The following is a 13,262-nucleotide window of genomic DNA, read 5'->3' as shown; positions in this document are numbered from 1 at the left end:
TATAATTTGACGAGTGAATTAATGGACATTTCTCTTTAAAAGAAATGCCCATTTAAAATTTAGAGTACTGCTGCTAATTCAGCGCCTTGGCGTATTGCACGTTTTGCATCTAGCTCTCCTGCCTCTTTAGCACCACCAATTAAATGAACATTTTTTCCATCTGTTTTTAATTGATCATACATTGCAGTAAATGACTCTTGCCCCGCACAAATCACAACATGATCAACCTCAAGCACACTCGGTTGCCCATCTATAGTGATATGTAAGCCCTGATCATCCACTTTGTCGTATTGAACCCCTGCAAGCATTTTAACTTGGCGATTTTTAAGGCCCGCACGATGAATCCATCCTGTAGTTTTACCTAAACCTGCACCCACAACAGCAGTCTTACGTTGCAGTAAATAGATTTCTCGTTCAGAAGTCTCAACTTTTGGCTGTTTTAAACCACCTACATGCTCATATTGAGTGTCAATTCCCCACTCTTCGTAGAATTTTTCTGGATTTAAACTGCCACTTTCGCCTTCGTGAGTGAGATATTCAGCCGTATCAAAACCAATACCTCCCGCCCCAATAATGGCTACACGCTGTCCCACTGGCACACGTTCTTTTAAAACTTGTAAATAGCTAAGTACTTTAGGATGATCAATACCTTCAAATTGTAATTGACGAGGTGTTACACCAGTTGCAACCACAATTTCATCAAAATTTGCTTGGCTCAACTCTTCATAAGTTGCTTTATGGTTCAAAATTAATTCAATGTTTGGTCGTAACTCAATTTGGCGAGCAAAGTAGCGTAAGGTTTCATAGAACTCTTCTTTTCCAGGAACAGTCTTTGCAATATTAAATTGGCCCCCAATTTGATGATTAGCCTCAAAAATTTTAACTTGATGACCACGGTCAGCTGCATATACAGCAAAACTTAAACCCGCAGGTCCTGCCCCAATAACAGCAATATTCTTTTGAACTTGTGCATCTTTAAAAATTAGTTCAGTTTCATAACATGCACGCGGGTTCACTAAACAAGTTGCAATTTTCATTGAGAAAATGTGATCTAAACAAGCTTGGTTACAGCCAATACATGTATTAATTTCATCACTACGGCCTTCGCTTGCCTTCAATACAAATTCAGCATCAGCGAGCATTGGGCGTGCCATAGAAACCATATCAGCATGACCTGATGCCAATACATGTTCAGCCATTTCTGGTGTATTAATTCGGTTAGAAGTAACTAAGGGAATAGAGACTTCACCTTTAAGTTTTTCAGTAACCCATGTAAACGCAGCACGAGGGACTTTCGTCGCAATTGTTGGGATGCGAGCTTCATGCCAGCCAATCCCTGTATTAATAATAGTTGCACCTGCTTTTTCAATTTCTTTTGCAAGCTGAATCACTTCTTCAATACTTGAACCACCTTCAACTAAATCAAGCATCGATAGGCGATAAATAATGATAAAGTTTTCACCCACTAAAGCACGTGTACGCTTTACAATTTCAATAGGAAAACGAATACGGTTTTCGTAACTACCGCCCCATTCATCATCACGATGATTCGTACGCGCGGCAATGAACTCATTAATTAAATAACCTTCAGAACCCATGATTTCCACGCCATCATAACCCGCATACTGAGCAAATTTGGCACAGTTTGCAAAGTCATCAATGGTCTGCTGCACTTCGGCAGAACTTAAAGCTTTTGGCTTAATTGGGTTAATCGGTGCTTGAATTGCTGAAGGAGCAACGTTATTTGCCTGATAAGAATAACGTCCAGTATGTAAAATCTGCATAGCAATTTTACCCCCAGCTTCATGAACAGCTTGAGTAATCACTTTATGCTTTTCAGCTTCTTCAACTGTATCTAATTTCGTACCATGGCTAAATACAACACCATCATCATTCGGAGAAACACCGCCAGTTACAATCAACCCCACATCACCTTTTGCACGCTCAGCATAAAACGCAGCCATGCGCTCATATCCCTGCGGTGCTTCTTCTAACCCAATATGCATAGACCCCATAAGCACACGGTTTTTTAAAGTAGTAAAGCCTAAATCAAGTGGCTTTAATAAATGCGGATAAGCTGACATATTTTCTCCTTTGGCTAGCAATAAGCTTGCTAATGCAACTTGTTGCATAAATTTATAATCAAATTTTGACTTTTATGCAACATGTTGCATAATCTCATCAGTCACACTTTACTTTTGCTTACAAACTGGATTGCCATGTCACTTCCTCATGTTTTATTGACCAGCTTGCTTGAACGTCCAAGTACAGGGTTTGAACTCGCCCGCCGCTTTGACCGCTCAATGGGCTTTTTCTGGAATGCCACTCACCAGCAAATTTATCGTGAACTCAATAACATGCTTAAAAAAGGTTGGGTTTCCACTTTAGAAAATGAAATGGATAATGGTCGAAAAAAAACCTATCAGGTTGAACAACTGGGACGTATCGAACTCGCTTCATGGATGACTCAACAAAGTGAACCCGCACAGCTTCGTGATGATTTAATGGTTAGATTGCGTGCAGAAGCACAATTGAGCAATAATCAGATATTACCTGAACTGTTAAGGCATCTTGGTTTACATCAAGAGAAGCTCAAACTTTATCAAAGTATTTATGATAAAGACTTTAAAGACAGCGATGATCTAAATGACCGTGTGTTATACATCCATAAAATGATCTTAGAACTTGGAATTACAATGGAAAGTGAATGGATCAAATGGTTGGAACAAGTCATCCCTCAATTAAAACGCTTTGCTCAAGATAGCTTAGCCGGAGAATAGTCATGCCATATTACACCATGCCCGATCGGGAAAATTTATTTGTTCGTCGTGTTGGTCGTGGTGAACCAGTTTTGGTTTTATCTGGTCTTGGCATGCAAAGCTGGCAATGGCTTCCTTTTATTTATGCAAACCGTAAAGATTATGAATTTATTATTCCAGATTGGCGTGGTTTTGGGGGGTCAAAGAACTGTGCAATCCCTGAACAAGATGCAATTTCTAGTCACTGGCAAGATGTCGCCCATTTAATAGAACAATTAAAACTGGATAACTTTATCTTGATGGGTTATTCAATGGGTGCTACAACGGCCATGCATGGTATGAAGCATGCTCATCTGGCGCAGCAATTAAAAGCCTATTTGCATATCGATCAAACACCAAAAATATCTGTGGATTCAACATGGGAATATGGTCTATTCGGTCCTCTACATATCCAGTTCAAACAATTATTAAATGATATCTATCAATTATTATCAAAGCATAAAAATGCCAAATATCTTTATGAATTATCGCTTCCAGATCGACAAGAACTGGTTCGTCTCTGGGTAGATTTTATTGAGTTACAAAGTAGCAATCCATTTAGCCCTTTAGTTTTTAAAACAGCACTCAAACAGCCATTTCTACAAAAATACTTATTACCAATTCAGCGTCTAGATTATTTATTTTGGTATGTCGAAAATTATCTTTATCACAATGAAGATTATCGTGAGGCCATTCAACAGTTACAATGCCCAACAACCTTCTTTATTGGTCGCAACTCGACGCTTTATCCAGAAACCGGACAGACACTTATTGCCCATAGTGTTGAACACGCAAAAGCAATATATTTTGAGCGCTCAGGCCATACACCTTTATTAACCGAGCCGAAAAAATTTGGGCATGAAATTACTACATTCTTATCAGAACTAAAACATGCTTCTTAAAAAATAAAGGGATCTGTTCGCAGATCCCTTTTTAGTCGAAAAATGATTAAGCAGAGTGAGCTAACTCTTTCACTTTTAATTGCTCAGAAACACTTAACAAAAGTTGCTCAGTTTTTTCCCAACCTAAACAACCATCAGTTACGGACTGCCCATAAGTCATATCACAAGAAATTTTTTGGCTACCATCAACCAAATGACTTTCAATCATGACTCCCTTTACTTGGGTTATTAAACGTTCAGCAACGATTTGCTGTAAAACTTCTGGCTGACGCAACGGATCTTTACTGCTGTTACCATGACTACAGTCAATAACTAATGCAGGAAGATTTTGTTTGTGTTTTTCTCGTATTGCTTGAATTGAAGCTAAATCGTAATTTGGCCCATGATTTGCTCCACGCAAAATTAAGTGTGGTAATGGATTGCCAGCGCTCTGAATTACAGAAGGTAAGCCTTGTTGATTCATTCCTAAAAATTGATGCTCATTTTGTGCTGACTGAATTGCATCTAATGCAATCTGAATTGAACCATCCGTACCATTCTTGAAACCAATGCTGTATGGCATGTGGCTCGATATTTCACGGTGAATCTGAGACTCGCTGGTACGAGCACCAATTGCGCCCCAAGCCAATAAATCATCAAAATAACCTGTTGCCATTGGACTTAAAATTTCACTCGCAATGGGCAAACCCTTTTCAATAATTTGAAGGTAAAGTTCACGAGACTTTTCTAAACCAAGTTGTAAATTTGATGAACCATCTAAATTTGGATCATACATGAAACCCTTCCAACCTACAGTTGTACGAGGTTTTTCAATGTATGCACGCATTACGATAAAAATCTGATCTTTTACTTTTTCTTGTAATTTTTGCAATCTTTCAGCGTATTCAAGTACTGCAACCGGATCATGAATTGAACAAGGCCCTGTAATTACCATTAACCGAGGATCGTTGCCGTTAAGAATATTTTGAATAGTTTGGCGATGTTCGGCAATTTGACGCACGAAAGAATGTGCAAGCGGATATTTTGCTTTTAACTGGACAGGTAAACTAACTGGTGTTTCTTTTGTATTGCTTTGTGTCAATAAAGTATTTAGGGCATTCATTGGTTTTTCCTTGGGACTGCAATCTATTCAGTCCGATCATTTATTTGAGCGTTTTGGATCTATTCGTTGGTAAAGGTAAGCAAAAGTAAAACCAATAAAAGTTGCTAAAGTATGAATAAGTCATGTTGTTCATTTTAAGTTCCTCGATTCAAAAAAGATAAAGCATAAAAAAACCTGATCGGGGTTGCCGATCAGGTATTAACTGTGATGGGCAACTTTCTCATGCCCGAATACGCTCAGGCAACTATCTAAATTGCCAAAAGTAATAGTAAGCGTTAGTGTTCACAGATAGATTTAACATCTTTATCTCAAATATTAAAAAATGTTCCTTAAATCTAAAATACGCATTGTTGAGAGCTTTGACAAGTCTTTTTTTAGAAAAAACTTCTTATTTTTACGCTTAAGATTTGATTCATTCATTGTGTTAACGAATCAGCCCTTGTGGTTGTAAAATAATTAAGCCAGCTCCACACAGCACGATTAGACCCCCCAATATATCCCATCTTGTTAATCCAACCTGATCCACAAAACGCAACCACATGAGAGCAGTAAAAATATAAATACCGCCATATGCAGCATAAATGCGCCCGGAAGCCGCTGGATGTAAAGTCAGCAGCCAGACAAAAACAGCCAAGCTTAAAGCTGTAGGTAGCCACAGCCAAGCAGACTTGCCTTCTCTTAAAATCAGATAAGGGAAATAACAACCAAGAATTTCAGCAATTGCTGTGATAATAAATAACCCGAATACACTCAGTATTCGGGTTATCACAAGACTATCAATTAACATAAGTTACGCTGGTTCTGCCGTATGATGATCTTCAAAAACTTCAAGTTTCAAGCCTACAGCTTTGCCATCTTCATTTTTCACTGATACAGCCACATTACCACCATGATCTGCAAGTTCGCCAAACAGAATCATTTCAGCTAGTGGTTTCTTCAAGTGTTCTTGAATGAGACGTTGCATTGGACGTGCGCCCATCAAGCGGTCATAACCATTTGTTGCCAACCAATCACGAGCACTTTGATCCACATCAAGTACAACTTGCTTGTCATCTAGTTGTGCTTGCAATTCTGTTAAGAATTTATCAACCACAGACTCAATCACAGTTGTTGGTAATGACTTAAATTGGATAACACTATCTAGACGGTTACGGAACTCTGGTGAGAAAGCGCGTTTCATTGCTTCTTGGTTATCAGAACTATGATCTTGTTCAGTAAAACCAATACTCGCACGAGAAATACTTTCTGCTCCAATATTCGTAGTCAGGACAATAATAACGTTTCTAAAGTCTGACTTACGTCCGTTGTTATCCGTTAAAGCACCATGATCCATGATTTGTAGCAACAGATTAAACACATCTGGATGTGCTTTCTCAATTTCATCTAGCAATAAAACACAGTGTGGGTTCTTATGAATCGCATCAGTTAATAGCCCACCTTGGTCATAACCCACATAACCCGGAGGTGCACCAATCAAACGTGAAACTGCATGACGCTCCATATATTCAGACATATCGAAACGAACAAGCTCTACACCTAACAATTTTGCTAGCTGTTTAGTCACTTCGGTTTTACCAACCCCTGTTGGGCCAGCAAAAACAAAACTACCTACTGGCTTATCTGGTGATTTCAACCCAGCACGAGACAACTTGATCGCTGAGCCTAAAGCGGTAATCGCCTCGTCTTGACCAAACACAACGCGTTTTAAATCACGCTCAAGATTTTCAAGCACTGACTTATCATCTTTAGAAACAGTTTTAGGCGGAATACGAGCAATCTTAGAAACGATATCTTCGATATTCTCTACCGTAATCAAACTATCATCGCTTTCAGCTTTCAAACGACGCTGAGCACCAGCTTCGTCAATCACATCAATTGCTTTATCTGGCAAGAAACGATCATTAATGAATTTAGCAGAAAGCTCTACCGCTGATACCAATGCCTTATCATCATATTGTACGTGGTGGAAATCTTCAAATTTAGATTTCAAGCCACGCAAAATATCAATTGTTTCAGCAATACTTGGCTCATTGACATCAATTTTCTGGAAACGACGTGATAACGCATGGTCTTTTTCAAAAACCTGACGATATTCTTGGAACGTCGTTGAACCGATACAACGTAAAGTACCATTAGCCAAAGCCGGTTTGATCAAATTCGAAGCATCCATTGTGCTACCCATACTTGAGCCTGCGCCAATGATCATATGAATTTCATCAATGAATAAAATCGCATTTGGATTTTTCTTCAAAGCATTAAGCAATTGTTTTAAACGTTTTTCAAAGTCACCGCGATATTTGGTCCCAGCAACTAATGCACCAATATCTAAGCTATAGACTTCAGCCTGACTTAAAGGTTTAGGTGCCTTACCATTCACAATTAACCATGCCAAACCTTCAGCAATCGAGGTTTTACCAACGCCCGGATCACCGACAAGTAATGGATTATTTTTGCGACGGCGGCACAGAATTTGCGCTGTACGCTCAATTTCTTTTTCACGGCCAATAAGTGGATCAGTTTTGCCTTTTTGGGCTTCAACATTTAAGTTCAGCGTATAAAGCTCTAATGGTCCTGCATTGCCCGTGCTAGTTTCACCCTCAATATCTTCAACTTCTTCTTCAACTTGCACTTCATCTTTACGTGTCCCATGAGACAAGTATTGAGTCAATGTTAATCGATTGATTTGATGACGTTTAAGCAAATACACAGCAAAAGAATCACGCTCTGAATACATTGCGACCAAAACATCAGCCCCTTCAACAGTACGATCACCGCCACTTGATTGCACGTGGAAAATAGCACGTTGCAAAATGCGGTCGAAACTTTCTGTTGGATGAGGCGCTTGCTCGCTATTTTCGCCAAGCTTAGGAGTATGTTGTTCTACATATTCTTCTAATTCTTTACGTAAAGAAACTATATCAGCCCCACATGCTTTTAAAGCATTCACGGCCGAATCGTTATCGAGTAGTGCTAATAATAAATGTTCAACTGTAAGAAACTCATGTCTCTTTTGACGAGCCATGCTAACAGCCAAACGTAATGATACTTCTAATTGACGACTGAGCATGTAACCCCCTTATGCTTTAGGCTCAATCTGGCAAAGTAATGGATGACCTTGCGATCGAGCGTAATTATTAACAAGGTTTGCTTTGGTCTCCGCGATGTCTCTTGGATATACCCCAGCAATACCTTTACCTTCATAGTGTACTGTTAGCATTACTTGAGTTGCTTGGTCAAGATTCATTGCAAAGTATTGTTGTAAAATTTCAATTACAAAGTCCATTGGCGTGTAATCGTCATTCATTAATACGACTGCATACAATGGCGGACGCTTGAGTTCAGGAGGTGCTGTTTGTACAACAACCTCTCCGTCATGATCTTCGTTTTGCGAATCACTTAAGCGTGGATGGAAGTGCCAATCGACATAACCAGACTGCTGAAAAGAAGCCTTAATATCTTTTAAGTTTGTTTGACGCTTATTTGTTCGCATAGGATGTTACTATTGTGAATTTGCTTCAGCTTGAGGAATTTCTGCCACGAAAGCAGAAGATGTTTCGACAGGTTTACCGCGCTGCCAACTAAAACGTTTAATAACTGGTGTATCAGAACCGCCTGTTAAACGTACCTCAATAAATTGAGGTGTAAAACCTTTAGGCATCGTCCAACGACCTGTTAAGCGCTCGAAGTCAGTAAAGTTAAAGCTTTTAGCTTCAAGTGGTACAACTAAAACTTCTGTATCTTTAATGAGTCTTATCTCAATTGATCCTGAAGCACGGCGCTTACTTGGGCTTACCTGTACTAGATCCAACTGATATTCATAAGCATTTTCAGGCAGAGGTTTGATTGCCAAATTTTGAATGGTCAAGCTTAAACCACCGCGCTGCCTCAAGATCTCACGGTAGATATTACTCATACCTTCTTGCTGCGTTTTATCAGCATTGGCTTGGTTAAGGGCTTCAAACAGATCATTTGCATTTGTTACAGCAACATCACGCTCTTGTACCGCAGCGTTCAGGCTTTTATTAACCGCATCTAAAGCTGTTTTCTGCTTTTGCACCACTTCAACCAATTGCTCTGCATCTGCATCGTAACCTACAACAGTTAAACCTTGACGGTGCCCAATTGTATAGCCGAGTGCAAGACAACCACTCATTAAAATAGCCGCACCAATAAACAAAGGTTTATTAGTATTTAAAAAATTTTTCTTTTGCAACGAACTTTCTGCCGAAGTCGTCTGTCCAGAGTTTTGCATCGTCATCTCAGTGTTTAAGATCAGAGTCAAGACACACATTTAAATCGAAATTTAAATGTGTGTGAAGCAAAAAAGAGTTTTTTATGGTAATAAACCAATCCCTTGTAAGCCTTCATCTTCATCAAAGCCGAACATAAGGTTCATATTTTGTACAGCTTGACCAGATGCACCCTTCACAAGGTTATCTTGTACCGCAAGAATAATAAGTTTATTCGGCTGCGGCTTATATAAAGCAATACGAAGCTCATTCGCACCGCGCACACTACGTGTTTCAGGCGAACTGTTAGCAGGCATCACATCAACAAATTTTTCATTTGCGTAAAATTGCTCATACAATGCCTGAATATCAGTTTGTTTTCCAGTTTCTGTCAAATCGACATAAATTGTGCTGAGCATACCGCGAATCATTGGAACTAAATGAGGAACAAACAAGAGCCCTTCGAAGCCACCTTTTTGTCCAGAAATATTTTCTAATGCTTCAACAATTTCCGGATGGTGACGGTGACCAGCAACGCCATAAGCCTTGAAGTTATCAGCATTTTCACTATAGATCATGCCTAAGCTTGCTTTACGGCCAGCTCCTGAAACACCTGACTTCGCATCAATAATAATATTTTTTGTTTCAATCAATGCTTGCGCTGATTTCAAAAGTGGCGCCAAACCCAATTGAACTGTAGTCGGGTAGCAACCAGGATTACCAATAACTTGCGCCTGTTTAATTTTTTCGCGGTTTAATTCAGCCAAACCATATACTGAGTTTTCTAAAACGTCTGGGCACGTATGTTCCATGCCATACCATTTCTCAAACTGCTCAAGGTTTTGTAAACGAAAATCAGCAGCTAAATCAATCACTTTAGTACCAGCAGCAATCAATTCTTTTGCATGCTGCATCGCAACACCATGCGGTGTAGCAAAAAATACAACATCACACTTTTTTAAGTCATCAATATTTAAATCAGAAAATTGAAGATCAGTATGTCCACGTAAATTAGGGAACATATCTGCAACTGGTTTGCCCGCTTCTGTACGTGAAGTAAGAACTCGAACCTGCGCTTTAGGATGTCGTAATAAAATACGTAATAGTTCAACGCCTGTATAACCCGTTCCACCAACAATTCCGACAGAAATCACGTGCATTACCTCAATTTTTGAATCTATACTTGTGCTGTAGTATGACAGGATGTCCAAGCTTACAAAACCATTTCATGCTTGGTAATTTTAATTTTTTTAATTTTAGCGACAATTAGATAGCACTTATTCAACTGTCAGAACTAAACAAATATCAGATTTAATTTTGGAGAGCTAGGATGCTTCATCACTCAAAAGAAACAAAATTACGCACTTACCTTGGTTTAAGCACATTAATTTTAAGTGCTGCACTTGTAGGTTGCGGAGGTGGAGGCAGTAGTAGTGTTAGTTCACCAAGCACTCCAACACCTGTTGATCCTACTCCCGAGGCAATGACTGATGTTATTCTTAAATCCCCTGTAGAAATTCTGAATATCCAACTCAAAGTATATGACAACACCACCAATTCTGTTTTAGTAGATACTTCAATTGCAAGTTTAAACAGCTTTAATGTCAAAATTCCTACCGCCAAATTAAATCATTTATATCTTGTAGAAATTACGACCCAAAATTCATCTCTTGTATTTAATCCAATTACTTTAAAATACGAAAATTTTTCTGGTATTTATCATGCATTTATTTCACCCAACAGTTTAAGTGGCAGAACCCTATTCATCAGCCCAAGTAGTGAAGCGATTTATCAACGAGCCGTGATACGCTCGGGGCAACTACCTCAAGAGACGGTTAACCTAACCCTCATTGAACAATTACATGTCAATTTAGCTTCAGAAGATGTTTATAGATCTCTTCTTAATGCATTCAAAGATGCCGATATTCCAAGTTTAAGTCCAGCTAACCCCCTCATACAATACTCCTCTATAAAGCCGAGTACGTACGTAGATAGTTATCTTAGCTTTGGCTACTTACAATATTGGTCAACTTTTCATGGTGAAACAACTACATACCAAGAGCTCATTAAAAGTTTGGCAACCGATTTAAAAGATGGCTTTTTAGATGGAAAAAAACTTCATGGTGATCAAACAACATTCACCCCTATTTTCACTTCCTCTCCAGATAATATTGATCCAGTCAAAAATACGCTGTTAGATATTGCAGCTAATCAAAAAACAACACGCGACAATTTCGCAACCAATTTAAAATCCGCTACTTTTAAATTGGCCAATAGCCAAAGTTTAGATCAGACGAGCTATGATTTACTGGACAAGAAACTATATTCAGGGGTCGTACCTGTCGGAAATACGACTGACTATTTCCGCATAGATGGTGCTGGTGATTATCGTCGTGCTGTAGGTTTTAGCGGTATTACAGCCACCTGCAACGGTTCTGCATATCCTTGCAAACAAGGTTTGACCAGTATTAATCTTTCCGATCCTAAACTACCTGCTACAGACTATCTAGTGGGTCACTACGAAGACACCGCAACAGGTTGTCAACTTAATTTCCGTGCGAATGGTCAAATCGAACTTATTAAAGGATCACAGACTTATCGCTCTGCTTTAAGTGCGGACAGTACAGATAATTTATTGCAAACAGATGCTGCAAGCTCAAGTTATTTACTCAATTCAAGTTCCGCCGAACCCAATAACTCAACGCAACAATACAACTTTATACAATTATCGATTAAAGCAAATAAAATCGTGAGTGCTAAAGCAGGTTTAGACAGCCGAAAAGCACCAGATAACTTACAAACATCACAACTAGAATGTAGTTTTAGTTAATTTGAGACATACCACCATGCAGGCAACGGATTTGATTTAAGTTGTCTGCGGTGTTTTTGAAAATATGGATCGTACTTTTCAACTTCTGCCCAAAAAGCTGGGCTATGGTCAAAATGTTTAGTATGAGCTAATTCATGAATAGCCACATAACGAGCAATCTCATGTGGCATCAACACTAATCCTGCATGCAGCATAATATTATGCTGACTACTACAACTTCCCCACCGAGTTTTCGGACGGCGAATTGTACATTCCCTATAAGCCAAATGAGTGTGTTCACTTAATTCGTTTAAAAGTTTTGGCAATTCTTGTTTTGCAAACGCAATCACTGCACTTTGTAATGCCAAATATGGCTGTGTGTCCTTAAGAAATAAATAACTACTTTCCCAATCGAATTGAAAAACTCGATGCTGCTTTTGAACAATGACCTGAAATGGATGTTCTTTATTAAAGAAGTAAATCTCGGAAGGAATATCAATAGAAGCTGATTGGACGTTTTGTTGCTTATTCCACGTCTCGGTCAACCATTGTTCAGATTGAGCCAAAAATTGCTGAATTTGTTTTTTACTACAAAACAAAGGAACTGTGAGGCGGATTGAAGCAGGCTCAACACGTAAGCGCAATTTTCTTGCTCTTACGTGTCGAACAATTTTAATTTCTGGCATTTCCACAGACATTACTGTGCAGTACGCTCTTCAATACCATTATTTGTTGCAACAATTGCAATCGTTGCTGGGTTTAAAGCAAAAATACCATTAGTCACAACACCCGGAATATTGTTAATGGTTTTTTCCAGATCAATTGCATTTAAAATATTAAGATTAAATACATCTAGAATTACATTCCCGTTATCTGTTACTACACCTTCACGATAAACTGGGTCACCACCTAAACTCACCAACTTACGAGCTACAGCAGAACGAGCCATTGGAATAACTTCTACTGGAAGTGGAAAATCACGTCCGAGTTGATCAACCCATTTTGAATCGTCAACAATACAAACAAATTTCTTAGCAATTGAAGCTACAATTTTTTCACGTGTTAATGCAGCACCGCCGCCTTTAATCATATGCATATGACGATCAATTTCATCTGCACCATCAACATAGGCATCTAAACCACCCACATGGTTCATATCGACAACTTCGATGCCTAATTTTTTAAGGCGATCAGCAGTTGCTTGAGAACTTGCCACAGCAGCTTCTAATTGTAATTCAGGTAATAAATCAATTAGAAAGTTTACTGTACTTCCAGTCCCAACCCCCAAAATGCCACCTTTGGGTAAGTGTTTTAAAGCAGCTTTCGCAGCTGCTTGTTTCTTTTCATCTTGGGTTGCATATAGACTCATGACATCACTCAACTATTTTTTGACATTTATGCACCAATAATCGGCGCAAATGC

The 13,262-nt window shown here is 38.9% G+C and carries 12 protein-coding genes; 3 read left to right on the top strand and 9 right to left on the bottom strand.

What is annotated here, in order from left to right; translation table 11 throughout:
• Positions 1–59 precede the first annotated feature (59 nt).
• The gene (locus tag F968_RS07920; protein WP_004791994.1) at positions 60–2,084 is read right to left on the bottom strand and encodes an NADPH-dependent 2,4-dienoyl-CoA reductase; all 2,025 of its coding nucleotides are present in this window, start codon (positions 2,082–2,084) and stop codon (positions 60–62) included.
• A gap of 135 nt (positions 2,085–2,219) precedes the next feature.
• Here F968_RS07920 and F968_RS07915 point away from each other — a divergent pair, with 135 nt between their 5' ends.
• The gene (locus F968_RS07915; RefSeq protein ID WP_004791992.1) at positions 2,220–2,780 is read left to right on the top strand and encodes a PadR family transcriptional regulator; all 561 of its coding nucleotides are present in this window, start codon (positions 2,220–2,222) and stop codon (positions 2,778–2,780) included.
• A 2-nt stretch (positions 2,781–2,782) separates the two neighbouring features.
• On the top strand, positions 2,783–3,700 hold the full coding sequence (locus tag F968_RS07910) for an alpha/beta fold hydrolase (RefSeq protein WP_004791991.1): 918 nt from the start codon (positions 2,783–2,785) through the stop codon (positions 3,698–3,700).
• A gap of 46 nt (positions 3,701–3,746) precedes the next feature.
• Here the strand turns inward: F968_RS07910 and F968_RS07905 are convergent, their stop codons facing one another.
• The 6 genes from F968_RS07905 to argC all read right to left on the bottom strand — a co-directional run bounded on the left by F968_RS07905 (position 3,747) and on the right by argC (position 10,191).
• On the bottom strand, positions 3,747–4,802 hold the full coding sequence (locus tag F968_RS07905; protein WP_004791989.1) for a 3-deoxy-7-phosphoheptulonate synthase: 1,056 nt from the start codon (positions 4,800–4,802) through the stop codon (positions 3,747–3,749).
• A gap of 424 nt (positions 4,803–5,226) precedes the next feature.
• On the bottom strand, positions 5,227–5,589 hold the full coding sequence (locus F968_RS07900; RefSeq protein ID WP_004791987.1) for a YnfA family protein: 363 nt from the start codon (positions 5,587–5,589) through the stop codon (positions 5,227–5,229).
• A 3-nt stretch (positions 5,590–5,592) separates the two neighbouring features.
• Complete coding sequence (gene clpA / locus F968_RS07895; RefSeq protein WP_004791985.1) at positions 5,593–7,869, bottom strand: ATP-dependent Clp protease ATP-binding subunit ClpA; 2,277 nt, start codon at positions 7,867–7,869, stop codon at positions 5,593–5,595.
• 9 nt (positions 7,870–7,878) lie between these two features.
• The gene (clpS, locus tag F968_RS07890) at positions 7,879–8,292 is read right to left on the bottom strand and encodes an ATP-dependent Clp protease adapter ClpS (RefSeq protein ID WP_002121129.1); all 414 of its coding nucleotides are present in this window, start codon (positions 8,290–8,292) and stop codon (positions 7,879–7,881) included.
• Between the two features lie 9 nt (positions 8,293–8,301).
• On the bottom strand, positions 8,302–9,060 hold the full coding sequence (locus F968_RS07885; RefSeq protein WP_081399502.1) for a DUF6776 family protein: 759 nt from the start codon (positions 9,058–9,060) through the stop codon (positions 8,302–8,304).
• Between the two features lie 75 nt (positions 9,061–9,135).
• Positions 9,136–10,191 (bottom strand): N-acetyl-gamma-glutamyl-phosphate reductase, encoded by a 1,056-nt coding sequence (gene argC, locus F968_RS07880; protein ID WP_081399501.1) that lies wholly within the window; start codon positions 10,189–10,191, stop codon positions 9,136–9,138.
• A gap of 170 nt (positions 10,192–10,361) precedes the next feature.
• On the opposite strand from argC, the gene F968_RS07875 reads away from it, so the two are divergent.
• Complete coding sequence (locus tag F968_RS07875; RefSeq protein WP_004791980.1) at positions 10,362–11,861, top strand: hypothetical protein; 1,500 nt, start codon at positions 10,362–10,364, stop codon at positions 11,859–11,861.
• On the opposite strand, the gene F968_RS07870 is transcribed toward F968_RS07875, so the two are convergent.
• Both F968_RS07870 and rpiA read right to left on the bottom strand, forming a co-directional pair.
• Positions 11,858–12,538 carry a M48 family metallopeptidase gene (locus F968_RS07870; RefSeq protein ID WP_004791978.1) on the bottom strand — a complete coding sequence of 227 codons (681 nt, stop codon included), beginning with the start codon at positions 12,536–12,538 and terminating at the stop codon, positions 11,858–11,860. The two genes, F968_RS07875 and F968_RS07870, sit on opposite strands and share 4 nt — an antisense overlap.
• Positions 12,538–13,209 (bottom strand): ribose-5-phosphate isomerase RpiA, encoded by a 672-nt coding sequence (gene rpiA, locus F968_RS07865; RefSeq protein WP_004791976.1) that lies wholly within the window; start codon positions 13,207–13,209, stop codon positions 12,538–12,540. Before rpiA ends, F968_RS07870 begins: the two co-directional genes overlap by 1 nt.
• Positions 13,210–13,262: the final 53 nt, after the last annotated feature.

This window comes from Acinetobacter sp. NIPH 817 (assembly GCF_000368405.1).
GTDB lineage: Bacteria > Pseudomonadota > Gammaproteobacteria > Pseudomonadales > Moraxellaceae > Acinetobacter.
The sequence above is the reverse complement of the archived record's forward strand: the minus strand, read 5'-3'. Positions and strand labels throughout refer to the sequence as shown.

Excerpts from the sequence above, each read along its gene's own strand:
- F968_RS07920 (WP_004791994.1), bottom strand. The coding sequence starts at position 2,084 with ATGTCAGCTTATCCGCATTTATTAAAGCCACTTGATTTAGGCTTTACT.
- F968_RS07915 (WP_004791992.1), top strand. The coding sequence starts at position 2,220 with ATGTCACTTCCTCATGTTTTATTGACCAGCTTGCTTGAACGTCCAAGT.
- F968_RS07910 (WP_004791991.1), top strand. The coding sequence starts at position 2,783 with ATGCCATATTACACCATGCCCGATCGGGAAAATTTATTTGTTCGTCGT.
- F968_RS07905 (WP_004791989.1), bottom strand. The coding sequence starts at position 4,802 with ATGAATGCCCTAAATACTTTATTGACACAAAGCAATACAAAAGAAACA.
- F968_RS07900 (WP_004791987.1), bottom strand. The coding sequence starts at position 5,589 with ATGTTAATTGATAGTCTTGTGATAACCCGAATACTGAGTGTATTCGGG.
- clpA (WP_004791985.1), bottom strand. The coding sequence starts at position 7,869 with ATGCTCAGTCGTCAATTAGAAGTATCATTACGTTTGGCTGTTAGCATG.
- clpS (WP_002121129.1), bottom strand. The coding sequence starts at position 8,292 with ATGCGAACAAATAAGCGTCAAACAAACTTAAAAGATATTAAGGCTTCT.
- F968_RS07885 (WP_081399502.1), bottom strand. The coding sequence starts at position 9,060 with ATGACGATGCAAAACTCTGGACAGACGACTTCGGCAGAAAGTTCGTTG.
- argC (WP_081399501.1), bottom strand. The coding sequence starts at position 10,191 with ATGCACGTGATTTCTGTCGGAATTGTTGGTGGAACGGGTTATACAGGC.
- F968_RS07875 (WP_004791980.1), top strand. The coding sequence starts at position 10,362 with ATGCTTCATCACTCAAAAGAAACAAAATTACGCACTTACCTTGGTTTA.
- F968_RS07870 (WP_004791978.1), bottom strand. The coding sequence starts at position 12,538 with ATGTCTGTGGAAATGCCAGAAATTAAAATTGTTCGACACGTAAGAGCA.
- rpiA (WP_004791976.1), bottom strand. The coding sequence starts at position 13,209 with ATGAGTCTATATGCAACCCAAGATGAAAAGAAACAAGCAGCTGCGAAA.